The organism is Streptomyces sp. NBC_00568 (assembly GCF_026341855.1).
GTDB lineage: Bacteria > Actinomycetota > Actinomycetes > Streptomycetales > Streptomycetaceae > Streptomyces.
The window spans coordinates 6,562,272-6,583,145 of record NZ_JAPENW010000001.1 but is presented as its reverse complement, the minus strand read 5'-3'; the positions used below and the strand labels follow the sequence as shown (position 1 = coordinate 6,583,145).

Here is a 20,874-nt window from a genome sequence, read left to right as displayed (position 1 = left end):
TTCTCGTGGGCGGGCTGATGGCGGGGCGGGAGCGCTCAGGGCGCTTCGGTGAGGAGCGCGTCGATCTCGGCCCGCACCCGGTCCTCGATCTCCACGGCGAGCTGCGCCACGGTGGGCCGTTCGAAGGCCACCCGCACCGGCAGATCGAGGTCGTACTCGGCCTGGAGCCGGGAGATCAGCCGTACGGCGAGGATGGAGTGGCCGCCGAGGTCGAAGAAGTTGTCCTCGACGCCGACCTTGTCCAGGCCCAGGACCTGGCCCCAGACCTCGGCGATCGTCTCCTCGGTCTCGCTGCGTGGCGCGATGTACGCGTCGGTGGCGGCGCCGGTCTCCGGATCGGGCAGAGCGCGCCGGTCGAGCTTGCCGTTCGCGGTCAGCGGGATCTTCTCCAACTCCACGAACAGGGACGGCACCATGTACTCGGGCAGCACACCCGCCAAAGCCTCGCGCAGACCGTCCATCTCACCGACGACATAGGCGACCAGACGCTGGTCCTCGGTCACGATCACGGCCGCGTCGGACACCGCCGGATGCGCGGCCAGAGCGGCCCGGATCTCCCCGAGCTCGATCCGATACCCGCGCACCTTCACCTGGTCATCGATCCGGCCCAGGAACTCCACCGCACCATCCGCACGCCACCGCGCCAGATCCCCGGTCCGATACAACCGGGCACCCGGCCCACCGTAAGGGTCGGGCAAGAACCGCTGAGCCGTCCGCCCGGCATCACCGGTATAGCCACGGGCCACACCGGACCCGCCCACGTACAACTCCCCCACCACACCGACCGGCACAGGACGCAGTTCGACGTCCAGGACACGCATATGCACATTGGGCAGGGGCCGGCCGATGGGCACGACACCCTCGTAGGCGGTCTCGATCGGGAAGACACACGTGCCGACGGTCGCCTCGGTCGGACCGTACTCGTTGACCATGCGTCCATTACCGAGCAGCCGTCGCCAGCGCTCCACCAGAGCACCCGGCAGCGCCTCACCCGCCACCACGATCCGCGTCGTCAACGAGCGGATCTCCTCGTCCGACAACTGCCCACCGAGCAGCTCCAAATGACCGGGAGTCAGCTTCAGGAACGAGAACGGCCCCGCCCCCACCAACGCCCCGCCCAGCTCGGTCAGCTCACCGCCGTAGAGCCACACCCGCTGACCGGCAGCCAACGGCGCCCACACATTCGGCACCACCAGATCGAACGCCACCGACGAGAACACCGGCGCACCACCCGCACCACACGACGCCAACTCCCGCACCGCCCAGTCCACATGATTCACCAGACTCCGATGCGTGACCTGCACACCCTTCGGCCGACCCGTCGAACCCGACGTGAAAATCGTGTACGCCAATGCGTCCAGATCCACCGACGGCAACACACCACCCGCCACCGGCTCAGGGTGGTCCTCGTCCGCGCGGACGACCTCCACCGCGAACCGATCCGCATACCCGGCCGACGTCACCGCCACCGACACACCCGCATCCACCAGCATCCCGGCAACCCGACCCTCCGGAAGCGCCGGATCCAGCGGCACATAACCCGCCCCCGCACGCCACACACCCAGCAACGCCACCACCAGATCCACCGAACGATCCAGCAACACCGCCACCGACGACTCCGCACCGACGCCACGCGAACGCAGCACACCCGCGAGCCGGTTCGCCCGAACCTCCAACTCCCCGAAGGTCAGACGAACACCACCCGCCTCCACCGCCACCGCACCCGGCGACACCACCGCACGCTCCGCGATCAACTCCGGCACCGACACCTCACCCACCGGCACCACCGTGTCGTTCCAGGCCTTGAGGAGTCGCCGTTCCTGGACGGAGGTGATGTCGACGGCGGACAGGGAGGCGTCCGCGTCAGCCGCGACGGCTTCGAGGAGTTGCACGAAGTGGTGGGCGAGGCGCTCGACGGTGTCGTGGTCGAAGAGCGAGGTGGCGTATTCGAAGGCACCGATCAGGGAGCCGTCGGACTGGCGCCAGACGAAGAGGGTCAGGTCGGTCTTGGCCACCCGCCAGGCGCCCTGGAAGGCGTCCATGAGGACGTCGTCGGCTGCCACGGAGGTGGCGCCGTCGTCCTGGAGGTCGAAGGCGACCTGGTAGAGCGGGGTGCGGGAGAGGTCACGGGCGGGCTGGAGTTCGTCCACCAGGCGCTCGAAGGGCAGCTCCTGGTGGGCGAAGCCGGCCATGACCGTGCCGCGGACGCGCTGGAGGAGTTCGGCGAAGGTCGGGTCGCCGGTCAGGTCGCAGCGCATCACGAGGGAGTTGAGGAAGAAGCCGACGGTGTTCTGGGTCTCGGGGCGGGTGCGGCCGGTGACCGGGCTGCCGATACCGAAGTCGTCCTGGCCGCTGTAGCGGCCGAGCAGCGCGCCGAAGGCGGCGAGCAGGGTCACATAGGGGGTGGCACCGTGCCGTCGGCCGATGCCGGTGAGGGTGTCGGCGAGCGAGGCCGGCACGGAGAAGCGGACGCCGGAGCCGTGCGCGTCGCGCCGGGCGGGTCGGGGCCGGTCGGTGGGGAGCCGGAGTTCGGGCAGGCCGTCGAGGGCCTGCTTCCAGTGGTCCAGTTCCCGCGACGACGCGATGTCGTCGGCGTGTGCCGACTGCCAGGCCGCGAAGTCGGCGTACTGCACCGGGAGTTCATCGAGTCGAGGTGAACGGTCCTCGCTCGCCGCGGCGCACAGCTCGCGCAGTTCGCGGTCGAGGAGGACGGTGGACCAGCCGTCGGTGGCGATGTGATGGGTCGTCACCAGCAGGACCGGGCCGCCCTTGGGCACCCGGACCAGCAACGCCCGCCACAACGGTCCGTCGGTGAGGTCGAAGCCGCGGCCGAACTGCTCGCCGAACAGACGCTCCAGGTGCGCTTCCGAGGCGTCCTCGACACGCAGTTCGACCGTCCCGGGCGCGACGACCTCCTGACGGGGTTCCTCACCCTCGACCGGGTAGCGGGTGCGCAGGGACTCGTGGCGGGCCTCCAGGGCGTCGAGCGCGGCCTGCACGGCGTCGCGGGTGGTACCCGCCGGCAGCCGGAGGAAGAAGGGTGCCACCCACTCGGGGCTGCCCGGGTGCATGCGGTCCAGGAACCACAGCCGGTGCTGCCCGAAGGAGAGCGGCAGCGGCCGGTCCCGGCCGACCGGGGTCACACCGGGCACCGCCGGCCGTGCGTCCTCCAGCAGCCTCGCCTGCGCCTCGACGGTGAACGCGCCGAACAAGCCGCGGAGTTGGATGTCGTCCCCGGACGCCTTGCGCAGGGCGTCGGCGAGCCGGGTGAGGACGAGGGAGGAGCCGCCGAGGGCGAAGAAGTCGTCGTGCGCGCCGACCTGTTCGATCTGGAGAAGCTGCTCCCACACCTGGGCGACGAGCCGTTCGGCGGGGGTGCGCGGGGCGATGTACTCGGCGCCGCGTGCCTGCTCCTGGACCGGGTCGGGCAGGGCTCCGCGGTCCACCTTTCCGCTGCTGGTCAGCGGGAAGGCGTCCAGCGGCACGAAGACCGAGGGGATCATCGGCTCGGGCAGCCGGCCACGCAGGAAGGTGCGCAGTTCGTCCCTGGGTATGCGGCGCCCGGCCGTCACATAGGCGACGAGCCTCTTGGTGTCGCCCGCGACCCGGGCGTCGACGACCGCGCCCCGCACGTCCGGGTGGGCGTTCAACGCGGCCTCGACCTCGGCCGGTTCTATCCGGACGCCGTTGACCTTGACCTGCTGGTCGGCGCGGCCGAGGAAGTCCAGGGCGCCGTCGGAACGCCAGCGCACCAGGTCCCCGGTGCGGTACATGCGGCTGCCGGGGGTGCCGTGCGGGTCGGGCAGGAAACGCTCGGCGGTCTGTCCCGGGCGGCCCGCGTAGCCGCGCGCCGTACCGTCGCCCGCCGCGTACAGCTCCCCCACGACGCCGATCGGCACCGGGTCGAACTCGGCGTCGAGGACGTACACCCGCATGTGGTCCATCGGGCGTCCGATGGGGACCGCCTCGGTGTGCCGCTCGGGGTCGAAGAGCTGGGCGGTGACGTCGATGGAGCACTCGGTGGGCCCGTAGGTGTTCCAGACCCGGGCGCCGCCCGGTTCCGCGAGGCGGCGGCACAGTTCGGCGTCCAGCGGCTCGCCCGCCGAGCACACCAGGCGCAGGTCCGCGCAGTCCGCCCAGCGGGGCTCGGCGACCAGGAGCCGCAGCACGGACGGCACGCCCTGGAGGACGGTCACCCCCGTGTCGGCGACCGTCGCCACGAGCAGTGCCGGGTCGGCTTCGGCCCCCGGCGGCGCCATGACGACGGTGGCGCCCGCGGCGAGCGGGGTGAACAGCTCCCAGCCGGCGGCGTCGAAGGTCAGTACGGTCTTCTGGAGCACCCGGTCCGCCGTCGTCAGCCCCTGGTTGTCCAGCGACCAGGCGACGCGCCCCGCGATGCCGCCGTGCTGCACGAGAACACCTTTGGGGCGGCCGGTCGAGCCCGACGTGTAGGTGAGGTAGGCGGCGTGGTCCGCGGTCACCTTCGACGGGGGCGCTGTGTCGGAGAGTTCGTCGAGGATCTCGGAGTCCAGGGTCACCACGCCACCGGGCAGGAGCTTCTCGAACGTCCCGGCATCGGCCGCGGTCGTGACGACGGCGCCCGCACCGCTGTCCGCGACCACCCAGGCCGTACGCTCCTGCGGATGCCCGGCGTCCAGCGGCACATAGGCCGCGCCCGCCTTCCAGACGCCGAGCAGTGCCGCGACCAGGTCGTGGCCCCGTGGCAGGCAGACGACGACCCGGTCCTCGGCGCCGATGCCACGGGCCGCGAGCAGCCGTGCGACGCGGTTGGCGCGCCGGTCGAGCGCTTCGTAGCTCAGCGGCCCCTGGGCGCCGTCGACCGCGACGGCGAGCGGGGTCGACACGGCCTGATGGGCGATGAGTTCGTGCAGCGGGACAGTCATCTCTTCTCCAGGGATGGTGAACGCACGTGCGGCGGTGCGGCGGCCCTGCGCGGCAGGGGCCCGTAGGACGAAGGAGGGTGCGCGCGGCAGCGGCCGGTGTGCGCGTCGGATTCCGGTGGTGGGCGCCCGGAGGCCGGTGGTCGCGCACCGGAAGCCCGTGGTTACGCGGCGGGGGCCGGCAGGAAGTCCGTCACGTCGGTGCCCAGTCCGCCGGCGCGGGCCCGGTCCCGTACGAAGCGGGCGAGCGCGAGGTCGAGGACGCCGAGCCCGAACGGCGAGTAGACGAGGGGCCTGCCCGGGAGCGGGTTGAGGCGCGCGGTGCCGCGCAGCAGCGCGCCGATGCTGGCGTCGATGAACTCCCGTCCGCCGGTGGCCAGTTCGGCGAGGTGCACGGAGGTGTTCTCGCGGCAGACGTGGTCCGGGTCGTCGACGACGTTGTGGGCTTCGAGCACGGCGCTCGTGGTCAGGTCGCGCAGCGAGACGTGCAGCACCACCGTGCCGGGCGGGCAGGCGTCGAGTCCGGTGTGCGGGGTCGCGGCGGTGGTGGCGATGGACACCAGGTCGTGGGCGGCCAGCGCCTCGTCGAGCGAGTCGCAGTGGCGGACGGCGGCGGACGGCAGCAGCCGCGCGTTGTCCTCGGTGAACCTCCGGGCGCGCTCGGGGTCGGTGTCGTACACGGTGAGCCGGTCGAGTCCGGGATGTTCGACGCCGAGGAAGCGCAGCACCTCGCGGTTGATGACTCCGCAGCCGATGAGGGTGATCCCGGAGGGCCTGCGGCCGCCGAGCAGCATGCGGGCGCCGACGGCCGCCGACGCGGCGGTGCGCTGGGCGGAGATCAGGGAGCCTTCGATGAGCGCCTCGGGCTGTCCGTTGCGCAGCGAGTTGAGCAGGATGGCGGCGCTGGCCCGCTGGACTCCGTCGGCGATGTTGCCGGGGAAGGAGGCGATCCACTTCATGCCGGCGATCCCGTCGTCGCCCGCGTCCGCGCCTGTGCCGGCACCCCGTTCTGCCCCGCTGCCGCCGAGGTAGCCGGGCAGACCGATGATCCGGTCCCGGGGCCGGTCGGGGAAACGCAGGAAGACGGAGTGCGGCAGGCTGGTGCGGCCCTCGTCGTGGCGCCGGTAGGCGTCGGCGACGAGGTCGATGACCTCCTTCTCGCGGCCCTGGAGGAGTCCCGCGACCGTCTGGTGGCCGATGATCAGCATGTTCCCACCGCCATGGTGTGCTCCGGTTCCTTCCACAGGTGGCTCACCTCGCCGAACTGGCGGCGCACCCATTCGTCGTCGTAGATCGTGTCGAGGTAGCGGTCGCCGCGGTCCGGGAAGATCAGCACGCAGGTGCTGCCGGCCGGGACGCGGTCCGCGAACCTGTGCAGCGCGGACGTGACGGCGCCGGACGAGCCGCCGGCGAGGATGGCCTCGCGCTGGGTCAGGGTCCGGCAGCCGACCACGCAGTCGAGGTCGGAGACCAGCACCACCTCGTCGGCGAGCGTCGGGTCGAAGAGAGCCGGGCGGACCGCCGCGCCGTGTCCGGGCAGCAGCCGGGGTCCCGGCGGTCCGCCGAACAGCACGCTGCCGAGGGCGTCCACGCCGATCAGCGTCGTGGACAGGCCGTGGTCGCGGATGTACTCGGCGCAGCCGCGCAGGGTGCCGCCGGTGCCGGTGGCGCAGAACAGGTAGTCGACCTGGTCGTCGAGCGCCTCGGCGATCTCCCGCATGGTGCGGGTGTGGGCCCGTGGGTTGAGCGGATTGGCGTACTGGTTGGGCCAGTAGGCGCCGGGGGTCGCGGCCACCAGTTCCCGGACCCGGGCGAGCCGGGCCGGGAGGTAGGCGCCGGTGTCCGGGTCGGGTTCGGTGACCATGTCGACGGTGACCTGGTAGGCGCGCAGGATCGCCAGGTTCTGCCGGGTGGTCTTGGGGTCGACGACACAGATGAAGTCGATCCCGTAGTAGCGGCAGATCTGGGCGATGCCGATGGCCAGGTTGCCGGAGCTGGACTCCACGACCGTGGACCGGCCGGGGATCAGTTCGCCGCCCCGGATCCGGCCCAGCAGCATGGACAGCGCGGACCGGTCCTTGACGCTGCCGCCGGGGTTGAACCCTTCGAGCTTGGCGAGGACTCGGGAGGGGAAGCGGGGCAGCAGGCCGCCGAGTTCCACCAGATGTGTGTCGCCGATGGCGTCGAGGATGCCGTCGAGCACCGGTCGTGGCGTCATGGCCGCGGACTCCTGCCGGGGTCGTGGTCGGTCGTGGGGTGCCGTGCGGGGCGGGTCTGCCGGTGCCCCGAGCGGTCGTTCACGAAGAGCCGCCGGTGCCGCCGAGGGCGAGCAGGGCCCGGCGTTCGGCGTCGTCGGTCAGCGGGATGCGGGAGACGCGCTGGTCGGGGTCGTCCGCGGCCGCTTCGAGGAACCGGACGAAAAGGTCGAACAGCCTCTCGACCGTGGCCTGTTCGAAGAGATCGGTGTCGTAGCGCAGGGCCACCGTCAGGCCGTACACATCGCGGGTGATCTCCAGCGAGAGGTCGCACTGGCCTTCGAGATGCGGGATCTCCATGTACGTCGTCTCGATGCCGGCCACGTTCATCGGCTCGCCCGAGGCGGCGCCGCCCATGCCGGATCCGAACCGGTCGGTGGAGACCATCGTCACGGAGATCCGGTACAGCGGACCCGCCGTGCCCGCGTCACGGGCGACCAGAGGGTACGGGTAGGAGACGCGGGCGGTGGCCTGCCGGACCCGGTCGGCGGCCTGGGCCATCGCGTCCGCGAGCGTGGTCTGCCGGTCGAACCGGGCGCGGATGAGCACCGGGTTGACGAAGTAGCCCACGACCCCTGCCGCGGAGGAGCGCCGGGTGGACGCGGGGCAGGCGAGCAGGAAGTCGCGCTGGCCGCCCCATCGGTGCAGCAGTGCCTGGAAGGCGCCGAGGGTGAGGGCGAACGGGGAGACCCCGCGGCTCGCGGCGGTGCGCAGCACCTTGTCGGAGAGCCGGTCGGGCAGCCGGCGCAGCAGACTCGCGCCCGACTGCGAGGAGACGGCGGGGCGGGGCCGGTCGGTGGGGAGTTCGGCGGCGCGGGCTCCGGCGGCCTCCCCCTGCCAGAACTCCGCCTGCCGCTTGCCCCGCGAGGACTCCAGGAGCAGTTGCTCCCGCTCGACGGAGTCGTCGTAGGTGACGGGAAGGGGGTCCCAGCCGGGGTGCCCGGCGCCGGTCGCGAAGGCCTTGTAGGCCTGGAGGAGGTCGCGCCACAGGAGCCACTGCGAGAAGGCGTCGGTCGCGATGTGGTGGGTGACGACAAGTGCCACCGCGTCGCCGCGCCGGCGCAGCAGTACGGCACGGAAGGGCCCCTCGGATTCCAGCCGGAACGGCCTTCGCACCTCGGCCTTCACCAGCTCGTCGAGCTCCTCGTCCGAGGCGTCCGGGATCTCATGGACCGTCAACTCGCCCAGGGTGCCGACCTCCTGGACGACACGGCAGGGCTGGCCATCGGTCTCCGTGTAGAGGGAGCGCAGCATGGGGTGACGGTCCGTCAGCGCGCGGACCGCGCGGGCGAGGATCGCGGGGTCCGGCGCGGGCGTCATCCGGGCGCCGCCGGCCAGGTTGTACGTCGAGCTGTCGGGGGTCAGGCGCTGGAGGAGCCAGAGGCCCTCCTGCCCGACGGACAGCGGGAGCCGGGTGTCGAGGACGGGTTCGGCCGTCGGCGTTCCGTGGGCGGATTGCATCGCCGACCCCCCGTGGTCGAGTCGCACGGTCAGACCTCCGCCTTCGCCGTGGCGAGGAAGGCGACGACGTCACGCACCCGCAGCAGGTCGGCGACCGTCTCGTCCGGCACCGAGAGGCTGTAGGTCTTCTCGACGGCGGCCAGCAGGTCGACCCGGGTGAGCGAGTCCATGCCCATCTCCTCGAAGCTGGAGTCGGCGTCGATGTCGCCCTCCAGGTCGGGGGCGGTGCGCTTGACGAGTGCGATGACCTCGGCGGTCAGGACATCGGTGGTGGGCTCGTGCGTGGTCATATGAGGTTCCGTCTCTGTGTAGGAGTGCGGTGGTGCCGGGTGTGCCGAGGAAGGGCCCGTCAGGGCATGCGGACGACTTGTCCGGCGTAGGTGAGACCGGCGCCGAAGCCGAGCAGCAGGACGTGCTCGCCCGGCGTGGAGCGGCCGCTGTCGTAGAGGCGGCTGAGCGCGAGCGGCACCGAGGCGGCGGAGGTGTTGCCGGTGTCGACGACGTCGTTGACGACGCGCTCGGGCGGCAGTTCCAGTTCGCGGGTGAGGGTCTTGATGATGCGGTTGTTGGCCTGGTGGGGCACGAACCAGTCGATGTCGGCCATGGTGATCCCGGCGGCCGCGCAGGCCCGGTGGGCGACGTCGGGCATGGTGGCTGTCGACCACTTGTAGACCAGGGGCCCGTTCATGGAGACGTACTCGCGTCCGTCGGGCCGCTCGGTCAGGCCGAGGACGCTGTGCCGGGCGCCGTCGCTCCCCCATACGGCGGGGCCTATGCCGGTGCGGTCGGAGCGCGAGACGACGGCGGCGCCGGCTCCGTCGCCGAAGATGACGAAGGTGTCGGGGTCGTTCGGGTCGATCCAGTCGCTGGTGCGTTCGGCGCCGACCACCAGGACGTGCCGTGCCTCACCGAGCCGCACCGCGTTGGAGGCCATCGCCATCGCGTAGGTGAAGCCCGCGCACACCGCGTTCAGGTCGTAGGCGCCCGAGTTGGGCAGTCCGATACGGCTGGCCACTTCCGGGGCGATGCCGGGCATACGGCGCTTGCGGGTCGCGGTGGCGACGACGGTCAGGTCGACCTCGGCCGGGTCGATGTCGGCCATCACGAGGGCCTTCTCGCCCGCGGCGACGGACATGGTGACCAGGTCCTCGGCCTCGCTCGCGTGGTGCCGGGTCTTGATACCGGTGCGCTGTTCGATCCACTCCGGGGAGACCGTAGTCCGCGGGGACAGCTCCTCGTTGGAGAGCAGCCGCGCGGGCCGGTAGGCGGCGATGCCGGTGATCCGGGACCCGTGGGTCGGCGGGGTCAGATAGGTGTCCAACGGAGCTTTCCTCACCTCGGGTTGTGACATGACGTCCTCAATTCCCCTCGTCCGAGCGGGTGTCGGACGGTTCGGCCATGGCCACGGCGATCCGCCGGGGCCCGGTGAACGGCTCGCGCGCGTGCGCGGTGAGCATGTTGTCGACGATCAGCACGTCGTCGCGCTGCCAGTCGAAGCGCACGGAGTTGGCCCGGTAGACGGCGCGCAGATGGTCCGTCACCTCGTCCGGGATGGCTCCCCCGTCGCCGTAGTACGTGTTCGTGGGCAGGTCCTCGTCGGGGAAGATCGCGCGCAGGCCCGCTCCGACCTCGGCGGCGACCGTGCTGACGTGGAAGAAGGTGGCGTGGTTGAACCAGACGTGTTCGCCGGTCACGGGGTGGCGGTGCACGGCAGCGCGGTGCGCGGTGGTGCGCAGCCCGCCGTCGGGCCGCCACTCGGCGACGATGTCCCGCTCCTTGCAGTACGCGATCACGGCGTCCGGGTCGGTGGTGTTGAACGCCTCCTGCCAGGGCACGCCGAAGCCGGTGTGGAAGTTGCGCACGACCTGCCAGCCGCGCCGCTCGAACTCCTCGCGCACCTCGGCATCGAGGCCCGCCAGCACCCGCCGGGTGTCGGCGAGCGGGGTCGCGCCCTGGGTGACGGGCGGCTCCGCGCAGTAGAAGTAGAGGGTGCCGGGCCATACGGCCTGGTAGGAGTTCTCGTTGTGCAGGAAGATCTCCTCGGCCGGCGGGTAGTCGGTCGAGGTGTAGACCTGGCCCTTGATGGTGCTGCGGGGTGAGGAGCGCTCGGCGTAGGCCAGGGGCGGGGTGCCGGAGAAGGCGCGTACGACGGCGTCGAAGCCGTCGACCCCGCCGACGGCGTAGCCCCGCAGCAGGAGCGCGCCCCGCCGGTTCAGGGACTGCCGAAGCTCGGCGCGGCGCCGGCGGATGTCGTCGAGGACGGACGCGCCGTCGCCCGCCGCGCTGTACAGCGCGGGTGCGGTACCGGTGCCGGCCCAGCCGGGCAGCGGCTTCTGGTCCGGGGTCGTCATGTCGTCGTCCCCCGGCTCAGTCGGACATCGCGACGAGGACCCGGCGGTCGCCGGTGAACGGCCGCCGTCCGTGCGCCAGCAGGACGTTGTCGATGAGCAGCAGGTCACCGCGGTGCCAGCCGACGTCGACGGCCACGGCCAGACCCCGGTCCCGGATCTGGGTGACGTACGCGGCGGGGATGGGGCTCCCGTCGGCGAACTTCACCATCTGCGGCAGCTCGTCCTCGGGGAGGATCGCGGCGAGTTCGGCGGCGGTGTCGTCGCCGAGGCCCGCCGGGTGCCACTGGTCGGCCTGGTTGAACCAGACCTCGGCGCCGGTGACGGGATGCCGGGTGGTGGACGGGCGGACCGACTCGACGCGCAGGCTGCCGTCGCGGCGCCAGGTCCATTCGGCGCCGGTGCCGGACAGGAACTCCTCGACCTCGTCGCGTTCCTTGGTCTCGAAGGTGTCCTGCCAGCTCTTGCCGAGGCCGTACCCGTCGTGCAGGTTCTGGAGGTAGCGCACGCCGCCCGCGAAGGCCTCGCGCACCTCGTCGTCGAGCGCGGCCAGCCAGCGGGCGGCGTCGGAGACGGGGGTCGCGCCACCGCCGCCGGGCGTCACCTCGCAGTAGAAGGCGAGCCGGGTGGGCCAGGCGTGCGCGTAGCTCATCTCGTTGTGCATCGAGATGGTGTACTCCTGCGGGTACTCCGTCGACGTGTACACGTTTCCGCCGACCTTGGTGCGCGGCGAGTTGCCGTGGACGTAGGCCAGGCGGTGCGGCAGCAGCCGGTCGAACGCCGAATCGAGCGTCTCGGGTGTGATGCCGAAGCCACGGAAGACCAGGCCCTTCTCACGGACCAGGAGGTCGTCCGGGCCGGGGTCCAGGGTGTCGAGCCGGGCGAGCAGTTCGTCGGCGCCGCCACCGTCCTCGGCCGTGATCTCCAGCGGTGCCCAGGTCTCGGTGTTGGTCATGGAGCTGTCCTCGCGGTCGTGGCCGCCGGTCGTGCGGCCTGGCGGGCGGATGCGGTGAGACCCTGCGGCGGTGCGGCGAGCCGCGCGGCGATGTCCGCGGTCAGCTCGGCCTCCCGCGGGGCCAGATAGAAGTGGTCGCCGGGGAAGGTCCGCAGGTCGAAGCCGCCGGTGGTCAGGTCGGCCCAGGCGGTCACGCGTCGGACGTCGCAGCCCGGATCGGCGGCACCGACGTACGCGGTGACCGGGGCCCGGAGCATGGGCGGATTCCTCGGTGCGTAGGTCTCGATGAGGCGGTAGTCGTCGCGCAGCACGGGCAGCAGCAGTTCGCGCAGTTCGGGGACGCCGTACGGGTCCCCGCCCAGGGTGCCGAGCCGTCGTACGGAGGCGAGCAGGACGTCGTCGGCCGCGCGGTGCAGGCTGGTGCGGGGCGCGCGGTGCGGGGCGTTGCGCGCGGAGAGGAACACGTGGCGGGGCCCGGGACCGGTCTTCTCCAGGCGGGCCGCGACCTCGTACGCCACCGCGGCGCCCATGCTGTGCCCGAACAGCGCGAGCGGTACGTCCCGGTGTCCGGAGAGGGCCGCGGCGATCGGGTCGGCGAGCTCCTCCATCGACGTGGCGCACGGCTCGGCCATCCGCTCCTGGCGCCCGGGGTAGCGCACGGCGAGCAGTTCGACGTCGCCGGGCAGCCGGTGCGGCCAGCCGTGGAAGAGCTGCGCGTTCCCGCCTGCGTGCGGAAGACACACCAGGCGGACGCGCGGAGAACGCGCCGCCGGATAGCGGCGGAACCACGGGGCGTCGGAGGTCACAGCGCCATGCCCCCGTCGACGCGCAGCACCTGTCCGGTGATGTACGCGGCCTTCGGGGAGACCAGGAAGGAGACCAGGTCGGCGACCTCGCGGGGCTGTCCGAAACGCCCCAGCGGGATACGGGTGAGCGCTCCCTCGACGACGCTGTCGGGCAGCCCCGCGACCATCTCGGTCTCGATGAAGCCGGGTGCGACGGCGTTGGCCCGGATCCCGTAGCGCCCGGCCTCCTTGGCCAGCGACTGGGTGAGGCCGATGATCCCCGCCTTGGACGCGGAGTAGTTGGCCTGGCCCGCGTTGCCCGCCACCCCGGCCACCGAGGAGAGGGTGACGACGGCTCCGGCCCGCTCGCGGATCATCGGCCGGATCACCGAGCGCAGCAGATGGTAGGTGCCGCTCAGATTGGTACTCAGGACGGAGTGCCAGTCCTCGTCCCCCATGAGAGCGAGGGGCCGGTCCCGGGTGATGCCCGCCGAGGTGACGACCGCTTCGGGGGTGCCGAGCTCCGTCTCCACGGCGGAGACGAACTCCTGCACCTCCTCGCGGACGGCTACGTCGACCCTGCGGGCCAGCGCCCTGCTGCCCCCGTCCTCGATCTCCTTCGCCACGAGCTGCGCCGCCGCCTCGTCCGACCGGTAGCAGATCGCCACGTCGAAACCGTCCTGCGCCAGCCGTACGGCGACCGAGCGTCCGATGCCCCGCGACCCGCCGGTCACCACCGCCACTCGTGTCGCGCTCCCGTCCCGCCCCATGTCCGAGCCCCCTCATTCGTTCGAGTGAGTCGAGCGTGGGTTCGGTCGCTATATGGGGCCTATACGGTGTCCAGCACGGCGCCGGGCGGGCGGTGACCGCCTGCCGGACGCGGCGCCCGGTTGGCCGGTGCTCCATGGCGGGCTTAGCGTGCTGAGGGGGCTCGCTGCGGAAGGAACCTCATGAAGCTCGACAGGCCGGTGACCGGCGGACCCTGCTGGACGGAGCTCGGCACCAGCGATCTGGAGGGCGCCAAGGGCTTCTACGCCGATCTGTTCGGCTGGCGTCCGGAGACGGACCCGCGTCAGGAGGCGGGCGGGTACACGGTCGCGCACATCGGGGACGCGGCCGTCGCGGCGATCTCCCCGCTCTACCAGGAGTCGCAGCCCGTCGCCTGGAACGTGTCGTTCGCCGTCGACGACGCGGACGCGGCCGCGGAGGCCGTGCGGGCCGCCGGCGGGACGATCGTCCTCGCCCCGATGGATGTGCTCGACGTGGGCCGGTTCGCGGTCGCCTTCGACCCGGGCGGCGCCGCCTTCCAGATGTGGCAGGCACGGGCCTTCCCCGGTGCGGGGCTGTTCAACGCGCCGGGAGCCCTCGGCTGGGTGGAGCTCCTGACCCGGGCACCGGACCGGGTGACGGAGTTCTACACGACCGTGTTCGGCTGGACCGTGAGAGCGTCGGAGAGCTACCCGCAGTGGGGAATCGACGGAGCCGACTTCGGCGGCATGGTCACGATGGACGAGAACTTCCCGCACGAGGTCCCCTCGCACTGGCTGCCCTATTTCGCCGTCGAGGACGTGGACGCCACGGCGAACGCGGTCCTCATGGCCGACGGCCACCTGCTGATGGAACCCATGTCGCAAGGCCCCGGCCGGCGCATCGCCGTCGCGCGGGATCGGCAGGGCGCGGCCTTCGGGATCTACGCGTCGACCGGGGACGGATGACGCGCGAGCCGCTGTCGCGGAAGGTGCGCCGAGGGACGTCAGGCGACCGGTGTCACCGTCACCCGGTCGATGACGGGGGCGTGGGCGCTGCGGTGCTGGTCCGGGTGGGGCCGGGTGCCGTCGCGGTTGGGCGGGGCGTCGGCGGTGAAGGTCAGGGTGTTGGGACCCTCGTCCAGGGTTACCGGGACGGTGAGGTCGCAGAAGGCGTTGAAGTGGAACGTGGTGGGGAAGAGCACGCGCCGCGCCGGCTGCCCGTTGACGGAGAGGTCCGCGTGGCGGCAGACCGGGTCGGGGTTGTAGTGGGTGGCCGGTGCCTGTTCGCCGTTGGAGTAGCGGACGGTGAGGGCGTGGCGGCCGGTGCGGGCGGCGGTGACGGTGAGGGTGAGCGCGTTGGCGGCTCCTCCCCCGATGCCGTCGACAGCCTTTCCCCCGGTGGCGAGACGCTGGGCGCCCGTCACGTGGGCGGTGCCCGTCACTACCCCCTCCTCGGCGGGATGCACGGTGGACCTCAGAGCGCCCGTTCCGGGTCCGACCAGCAGCCGGTCCAGCACGAGCCGGTCCGAAGTCGCCGTGAACGTCAGCTTGTTGACGCCCCCGGCGAGAAACAGCGGGACGCCCGGGCGCCGACCGGAACGCCTCAGGTCTCCCAGGCTCCCCAGATTCTCGCCGTTGACGGTCAAGGATTCCGAATGCGGTCTGTCAAGCCGCGAGTGTGCTTGGTGGCGCGGGTTCGTAGGTCCGTCCGTCGCGGAGGAGGGCCCAGAGGACGTTGACTCGGCGGCGGGCCAGGGCGAGGACGGCCTGGATGTGGCGTTTGCCTTCGGCTCGCTTGCGTTCGTAAAACCGGCGGGAATCCTCACAGCTTCGGATGCTGAACAACGCGGAGATGTAGAAGACGCGTTGGAGTCGGCGGTTGTAGCGTCGCGGGCGGCGGAGGTTGCCGCTGATCTTGCCGGAGTCGCGGGGCACGGGAGCAACGCCGCCGAAGCCGGCGAGGCGGTCAGGAGTGCCGAAGAGATTCATGTCGCCGCCGATCGCGGCCAGGAACTCGGCACCGAGGATCACGCCCAGGCCCGGCATGCTGGTGATCACTTCGAAGTCCCGATGTTCGCGAAAGCGGGCCTCGATCGCCTTGTCGAGTTCGGCGACCTGCTGGTTGAGGGCCATCACTTCCCGCGCGAGCGTGTGCACCATCTTGGCGGTCAGTTTCTCGCCGGGCAGGCTGGTGTGCTGACGCCCGGCAGCATCCAGAGCCGTCTCGGCGATCCGGTCAGAGCGGAGGACCGGACACGCTCGATGTGGGAGCCGATGTACCGGCAGGTCACCTCTGACCTGCCACATGAGTTGCTGTACGCGGAGACCGCGGGCCTGACCGGCATCCCGAAAGCCCTGGTGATGCCACGCGGAAGGGTGCGGCGACCCCGTGTCGGAGAACCGCACCGCTCAGTGCCGACGGTCCCAGAACGGGGTGTCCCAGCGTTGTTCGCGTCGGTACTGTGTGGCCTTGGCATGCAGATACTCGGCGTGGACGGCCGTGATGCGCCGAGCGTAGGCAGGCAGGGCACCGGTGTCACCGGCCCGGTCCGCGAGGATCGCACGCGCTGCGGCCAGGCCGGTGGCCAGGGCGGTGATGATCCCCCGGGCGGCCAGGGGGTCGGTCGCGGTGGCGGCATCACCGACTGCTGCCCAGCCCGGTCCGGCCGCCGGACTGGTGCGGGCGGAGCCGGCGGCCAGCACCCGCAGCCGCTGGGGTGGGCCCTCCCAATCGGAGATGCGGTCCTGGATGTGACCGGCGCGCTGCGCCTGGGCCCACCACACGCCCGGATTGAGCAGGTGCAAGCCAGTAAGGAGGTCGGTGTCGGTCATGGCCATCACCACCCGTCCACCGCCGGGCAGCGGGGCGGTGTACCACCAGCCCCAGCGAGTGGACTCCACCAGCGACGTTCGGTCCGGCTCGGCCGCCCCCGCCCCCGCCTCCGTCCTCGGCGGACCCAACTGCCCAGCGACCGCTATCAGATGGTCCGAGCGGATCACCGCCGCTCCGAGACGGCGGGCCAGCCGCGCCGACCGGCCCGTGGCGTCGACGAGATAGCCGGCCTGCAGCACGCTGCCGTCACCCGTGGTGAACTGCCAGTGGTCCGGTAGCCGCCGGGCGGTGCGGACGCGCCCGACATGCCGGCAGACACCTTCGGCTCGGGCCGCCTCCAGGATCGCGGCGTCGAACCGGGCCCGGTCCAGGTGCCAGCCCTCGCCGTACGGCCCGAACACCTGACTCACCTCCATGGGCCCGTTCCCGCCCCAGGCAGCCTGGATTCCGTAGCAGGGCGCATGTCCGTCCAGGGCAACCCGGTCGAGCAGGCCCAGACGCTCCAGCAGCGGCCGGGCGGCCGGCGCACAGCTCTCCCCGACCTGCCAGTCGGCCGTTGCGACGGGGGCGACGATGACGACGTCCGCCCCGGCTCGCACGAGGGCCAGCGCCGCCGCGCACCCGGCGGGGCCGCCACCGGCGACGAGAACGTCACAGCTGCCGATCGTCACGCCGGCACCCGACCCGGTTCCGCTCACCGCACCGCTCCTGCCCGGCCCGCCCAGCCCGGACTACGGGGAGTCCGGGGCGGTCCGCTCGGTCTCGACCAGGGACTCGCTGCCGTCCGGCCGGGCCACGATGAATCCGAGGGTGCTCCACTTCGTGACCATCTCGTTCATACCGACGGCCTCCTTGCCGTCGCCGACGCCGCGGTCCCACTCCTGGAACGCTCCGGCCGCACCGGTGAGGAATGCGTCGAGCTCCGACTCGGGTAGCACCTCATCGGGGCGGGCAGCCGGCCACCAGTGGGTCTGGCAGGCGTAGAAGTCGGCCTGCCAGGGTACGGCCATGTACTTGGTGAGGTCTCCGGCCGTCAGGTCCTCGCGCAGCCGGAAGGGCGCGGACCACGTGGCCGGTTCGTCGGCGATGAACGTCATCTCGATGCCGGGGAAGAATCCTCCGCCGCTGGCCGGCTCCAGCGCCGCCCGCACCAGGGCGTGCGGCTGGTCCGCTGGTGGCAGGACGTCGAAGGGGACCGGGTCGGGTACCCGGCCGGCCCAGTCGGCGACGAAGTCACCGTCGGCCCAGCGCCGCATCCGCTCGTACTGGCCCGGAAGCAGGGTCAGCCAGGTCCGCGGCTCGTCGTCCTGCGGGTCGCCGTCCGCCGCGAGGAGGGGCATGAACCCCCTGTTGGCCTGGCTGACGTCCATCGCCCCCGGCGTACGAAGCTTGCTGAACACGGCGCGGCGCATCGGGGCGTCGGCGACGGCGTTCGAGGCCAGCCGGGCGAAGCGGGCGGGCTCGAAGAAGTTCCTCGCGCGGTCGCCGTGCCGGAAGCGGGCCGCTTCATTGACCCAGGCGAATCCGACCGGCCGGGCGAGCATGGGGTAGATGTCGCGGGTGAAGGACACCTCCGGCGGCGTGGGCAGCGCCCCCGACGCGCGGGCGACCTCCAGGGCGACGTCGTACAGGGTGATCAGGCTCGCTGTGTACGGGGCGAAGTCGGGGGGTGCCACCAGGCACCAGGCGGGGGTCACCGGTACCTGCCGGCCCTCCGACCCCAGGGACAGGATCGCGCGGACCGGGCCGTCGGAGATGTCGTCGCACCAGAAGTCGTTGTTGGCGTAGTGGTGGACGGGGTAGGCGGGCTTGGCCGAGAAGGACTTTCCGAACCCGCCGAGGACCAGCAACCGGCCGGCCTCGTCCGTACGCAGTTCACCCAGCGGTACCGGAGTCCCGAGGAAGGTCCCGGTGTCGAACCGGGCGTCCACGCCGCCCTGGGAGGGTCCGCTCACACTGCGGGGACCGGGCCGGACGGCCAGTCGCGCACGGGCGGTGGCATCGGCGGGGTGGATGTGCCGGTTGCGGCGGTTGGATGACTGCGGGAAGCGCCCGGCGAACTCGAACCACATGCCCTTGGCGTTGGCCAGTTCCGCTGTCCAGGTGATCTGCGCCTCGGCCGAGGTGATCTCCCCGAGGACGTTGCCGTCCCGGTCGTACCCGTACACCCGGAACCGGGCGGCCTGGCGTTTGATCCGGCCGACGGAGTCCTTGAAGCCTCCGTCGGGCCGTGGCGGGATGCCCGGGGCTTCCGGGCCGAGAAAGAAGCCGTCGGGGCTGTCGCCGACTCGGGCGATACCGATGGAGGGATGGATCTCGCAGCGGACCACATCGTCGAGGTGCACGGCCACTCCAGGGAATCAGTGGGAATCAGTGGGAATGGCCTCCTGAGGCCAGTTCCCCCTCCTCGAGGTAGAACTCCCGCTCCAGCGAAAACCGCAGATCGATGCCGTCCGGGACACTGTCCCCTTCGTCCAGAAGACTCGCGGCCACCTGCTGTCCTTCGCCCAGTCTGTCCTGCGGACTGTCGGTCCTTCCGGGGATCACGAGCCGAGGACCCTTCGCCAGGACTTCGTCCGTGAGCGAGGTGCCCGAGACACTTCTGACGTTCCCGATGGCCATGAGGTGGTCGAAGTCGGGCGGCGTGACGACCGCATGCGCGAGGAACAGTTCGCTGCCCTTCCCGAAGGCGAGGTAGGTGAGAGCCGGCGGCCGGGACGCATGCGCGTCGAGGTGCCGGAAATGCACCACACGTCGGACCTCGACCCGCACGGGGTCGATGAGTTCGGTGCCGCCCCGCTCGAAGTGCCCCCGGAACAGCTTCCCGTTGAACGAGGTGATCCTGGGCTGTCCTTCGGGCGTGACGAGATCGGAGAGACGGAATGCCTCGGGGTTCAGCGTGTAGAGGTCCGTTCCTGTCGTCCTGCGGTCCTCGGCATAGATTTCCTGCGCGTTGCCGGACCCGTTCTGCAGGGTCACTTCGAGCAGGACCTGGAAGTCATGAGGAGGCATGAACATGGGGAGGTGGGACAGGTAAACCGTCTCCTCGCCCACCACCACCATTCCGTGGGCTGCCTTGGGTTCGACGACCGGCATCGGCCTCATCTCCAGTGTGCGACCAGCTTTCGTCCCAGCTGCCGGGACGCCCCCCAGGGCATCTTTAAAGCTGACACACGAGCTGAAAGATCACCATCGGGGCCGGGCCCGCCTCGACCGGCTGGGACCCGGCCACCGCCACGTCGCCGGTGCGCAGTTCCTCCGCCAGTGCGCGCGCATCGACCGCACCGGGTGGCCTGAACCGGGCGGCCCGTACGCCGACCAATGGCGGGCACTCTTCCTGTCCACCGACCTTGGTCTTGTACGCCGCGTCACCCAAGCTCCGAACTGTGTCCTGCTCGGGCTGGCGTTCCACACGGCCCGCCACCCGCACCTCACCGATGCGGCCGTGCAGCGTCGTTTCGACTACCGGATGCGTAATTCCCCACCCCGAACGTCACGTAATGGGCCAAGGGGACGGTGGCGTCGCGACCGTCGTGGACATGGGGACGATGGCCGTGCGTCGAGATCCCCAGGGCGCCAGAGGTTCCCGGGCCGCCCGATAGCCAGACCGTCGTTCAGGCTGGTCAGGTCTGTCCAGGGTGGCCGCAAGACCAGCGCGGAGCGCCGCCAAAGGCTCCCTTGATTCTGCTTGGCCTGTACGGGCCGGTTCTGAGCGCAACAGAGAGCCCCCGCGCCGGATGGTCGTCCGGGCGGGGACTTACCGCTCGGAACCAGCCGCAACTGGTCGCTTCAGGTGACCCGCGTAGCGCGCCTGGCACACCCCGGCGGGCCGACCGGGTCTTCTGGGCGCATGTGCCGCGCCGAGCGACGGCCGGCGAGGAGGAAGCATGCGCGTGACCAACTTCGGCAACGAATCCTCTCAGTACACCGCCGCCAGGGAAGAACTGCGCCGGGCGGAGACCGAGCTGATGCGCCAGCGCGAGCACGTCGCCGAGCTGAAGCAACGGCTGCCCGAGGGCCCGGTCGTCGAGGACTATCTGTTCCACGAGGGGCCGGCCGAGCTGGCAGCCGGGGACGATCCGGTGCGCGAAGTCCGGCTCAGCGAGCTGTTCTCCGGGCCCGACCGGCCGCTGATGCTCTACCACTTCATGTACGGCAAGGAACAGGACCGGCCCTGCGCCTCGTGCACGATGTCGATCGACGGCTTCAATTCGGTGGCCGACCACCTGGCCGGGACCGTTGACTTCGCCGTCGTGGCCGCCGCCGAGCTGCCCGCGCTGCGCGCGTATGCCAGGGACCGGGGCTGGACGGGACTGCGGCTGCTCAGCGCGGCACCGAGCCGCTTCAAGTACGACCTGGGCAGCGAGGACTCCGCCGGTGGTCAGGACGCCACCTTGTCGGTGTTCACCCGCGACGAAGGCGGCGCGGTCCGCCACTTCTACAGCACCCGTGTGCGGATGGCCGACGGCAATGGCCAGCAGGCCACCGACCTGCTCAGCCCCGTCTGGCACCTGCTCGACCTCACCCCGCAAGGCCGTGGCGACTGGTACCCCCGGCTCTCCTGGTGACAGGCAGGGGACGCCGCTG

Annotated in this window: 17 protein-coding genes and 1 pseudogene; 2 read left to right on the top strand and 16 right to left on the bottom strand. The window is 71.4% G+C overall.

What is annotated here, in order from left to right:
- Window positions 1-35: 35 nt before the first annotated feature.
- From OOK38_RS28700 to fabG, 10 genes are all read right to left on the bottom strand, one after another.
- A complete protein-coding gene (locus OOK38_RS28700; protein WP_266755823.1) occupies window positions 36-4,904 on the bottom strand; it encodes a non-ribosomal peptide synthetase in 4,869 nt (1,622 codons plus the stop codon).
- 161 nt (window positions 4,905-5,065) lie between these two features.
- The gene (sbnB, locus tag OOK38_RS28695; protein ID WP_266755824.1) at window positions 5,066-6,109 is read right to left on the bottom strand and encodes a 2,3-diaminopropionate biosynthesis protein SbnB; all 1,044 of its coding nucleotides are present in this window, start codon (window positions 6,107-6,109) and stop codon (window positions 5,066-5,068) included.
- Window positions 6,103-7,119, bottom strand: a complete 1,017-nt coding sequence (sbnA, locus tag OOK38_RS28690; protein WP_266755825.1) for a 2,3-diaminopropionate biosynthesis protein SbnA — start codon at window positions 7,117-7,119, stop codon at window positions 6,103-6,105. Before sbnA ends, sbnB begins: the two co-directional genes overlap by 7 nt.
- Before the next feature lie 79 nt (window positions 7,120-7,198).
- Complete coding sequence (locus OOK38_RS28685) at window positions 7,199-8,617, bottom strand: condensation domain-containing protein (protein WP_266848912.1); 1,419 nt, start codon at window positions 8,615-8,617, stop codon at window positions 7,199-7,201.
- Between the two features lie 29 nt (window positions 8,618-8,646).
- Window positions 8,647-8,907: an acyl carrier protein gene (locus OOK38_RS28680; RefSeq protein WP_266755827.1), complete on the bottom strand. Its 261-nt coding sequence runs from the start codon at window positions 8,905-8,907 to the stop codon at window positions 8,647-8,649.
- A gap of 59 nt (window positions 8,908-8,966) precedes the next feature.
- A complete protein-coding gene (locus OOK38_RS28675) occupies window positions 8,967-9,938 on the bottom strand; it encodes a beta-ketoacyl-ACP synthase III (protein ID WP_266755828.1) in 972 nt (323 codons plus the stop codon).
- A 37-nt stretch (window positions 9,939-9,975) separates the two neighbouring features.
- Window positions 9,976-10,968, bottom strand: a complete 993-nt coding sequence (locus OOK38_RS28670; protein WP_266755830.1) for a TauD/TfdA family dioxygenase — start codon at window positions 10,966-10,968, stop codon at window positions 9,976-9,978.
- 16 nt (window positions 10,969-10,984) lie between these two features.
- Window positions 10,985-11,920 (bottom strand): TauD/TfdA family dioxygenase, encoded by a 936-nt coding sequence (locus OOK38_RS28665; protein ID WP_266755832.1) that lies wholly within the window; start codon window positions 11,918-11,920, stop codon window positions 10,985-10,987.
- On the bottom strand, window positions 11,917-12,726 hold the full coding sequence (locus OOK38_RS28660; RefSeq protein ID WP_266755834.1) for a thioesterase II family protein: 810 nt from the start codon (window positions 12,724-12,726) through the stop codon (window positions 11,917-11,919). The genes OOK38_RS28665 and OOK38_RS28660 overlap by 4 nt, the downstream gene beginning before the upstream one ends.
- The gene (fabG, locus tag OOK38_RS28655; protein ID WP_323178835.1) at window positions 12,723-13,448 is read right to left on the bottom strand and encodes a 3-oxoacyl-[acyl-carrier-protein] reductase; all 726 of its coding nucleotides are present in this window, start codon (window positions 13,446-13,448) and stop codon (window positions 12,723-12,725) included. Before fabG ends, OOK38_RS28660 begins: the two co-directional genes overlap by 4 nt.
- 207 nt (window positions 13,449-13,655) lie before the next feature.
- On the opposite strand from fabG, the gene OOK38_RS28650 reads away from it, so the two are divergent.
- Window positions 13,656-14,420: a VOC family protein gene (locus OOK38_RS28650; protein ID WP_266755836.1), complete on the top strand. Its 765-nt coding sequence runs from the start codon at window positions 13,656-13,658 to the stop codon at window positions 14,418-14,420.
- A gap of 38 nt (window positions 14,421-14,458) precedes the next feature.
- On the opposite strand, the gene OOK38_RS28645 is transcribed toward OOK38_RS28650, so the two are convergent.
- The 6 genes and pseudogenes from OOK38_RS28645 to OOK38_RS28620 all read right to left on the bottom strand — a co-directional run bounded on the left by OOK38_RS28645 (window position 14,459) and on the right by OOK38_RS28620 (window position 19,663).
- A complete protein-coding gene (locus OOK38_RS28645) occupies window positions 14,459-15,100 on the bottom strand; it encodes a hypothetical protein (RefSeq protein WP_323178834.1) in 642 nt (213 codons plus the stop codon).
- A 19-nt stretch (window positions 15,101-15,119) separates the two neighbouring features.
- Window positions 15,120-15,695 (bottom strand): annotated as a pseudogene (locus OOK38_RS28640) (transposase); the annotation flags it as partial.
- Window positions 15,696-15,863: 168 nt separating this feature from the next.
- Window positions 15,864-16,985, bottom strand: coding sequence for an NAD(P)/FAD-dependent oxidoreductase (locus OOK38_RS28635; RefSeq protein ID WP_266755837.1), 1,122 nt, complete (start codon window positions 16,983-16,985; stop codon window positions 15,864-15,866).
- Window positions 16,986-17,018: 33 nt separating this feature from the next.
- The gene (locus OOK38_RS28630) at window positions 17,019-18,632 is read right to left on the bottom strand and encodes a LodA/GoxA family CTQ-dependent oxidase (protein ID WP_266755838.1); all 1,614 of its coding nucleotides are present in this window, start codon (window positions 18,630-18,632) and stop codon (window positions 17,019-17,021) included.
- Between the two features lie 25 nt (window positions 18,633-18,657).
- Window positions 18,658-19,383, bottom strand: a complete 726-nt coding sequence (locus tag OOK38_RS28625; RefSeq protein ID WP_266755839.1) for a hypothetical protein — start codon at window positions 19,381-19,383, stop codon at window positions 18,658-18,660.
- Between the two features lie 64 nt (window positions 19,384-19,447).
- Complete coding sequence (locus tag OOK38_RS28620; RefSeq protein WP_266755840.1) at window positions 19,448-19,663, bottom strand: hypothetical protein; 216 nt, start codon at window positions 19,661-19,663, stop codon at window positions 19,448-19,450.
- A gap of 511 nt (window positions 19,664-20,174) precedes the next feature.
- Here OOK38_RS28620 and OOK38_RS28615 point away from each other — a divergent pair.
- Window positions 20,175-20,855, top strand: coding sequence for a DUF899 family protein (locus OOK38_RS28615; RefSeq protein ID WP_266755841.1), 681 nt, complete (start codon window positions 20,175-20,177; stop codon window positions 20,853-20,855).
- Window positions 20,856-20,874 lie beyond the last annotated feature (19 nt).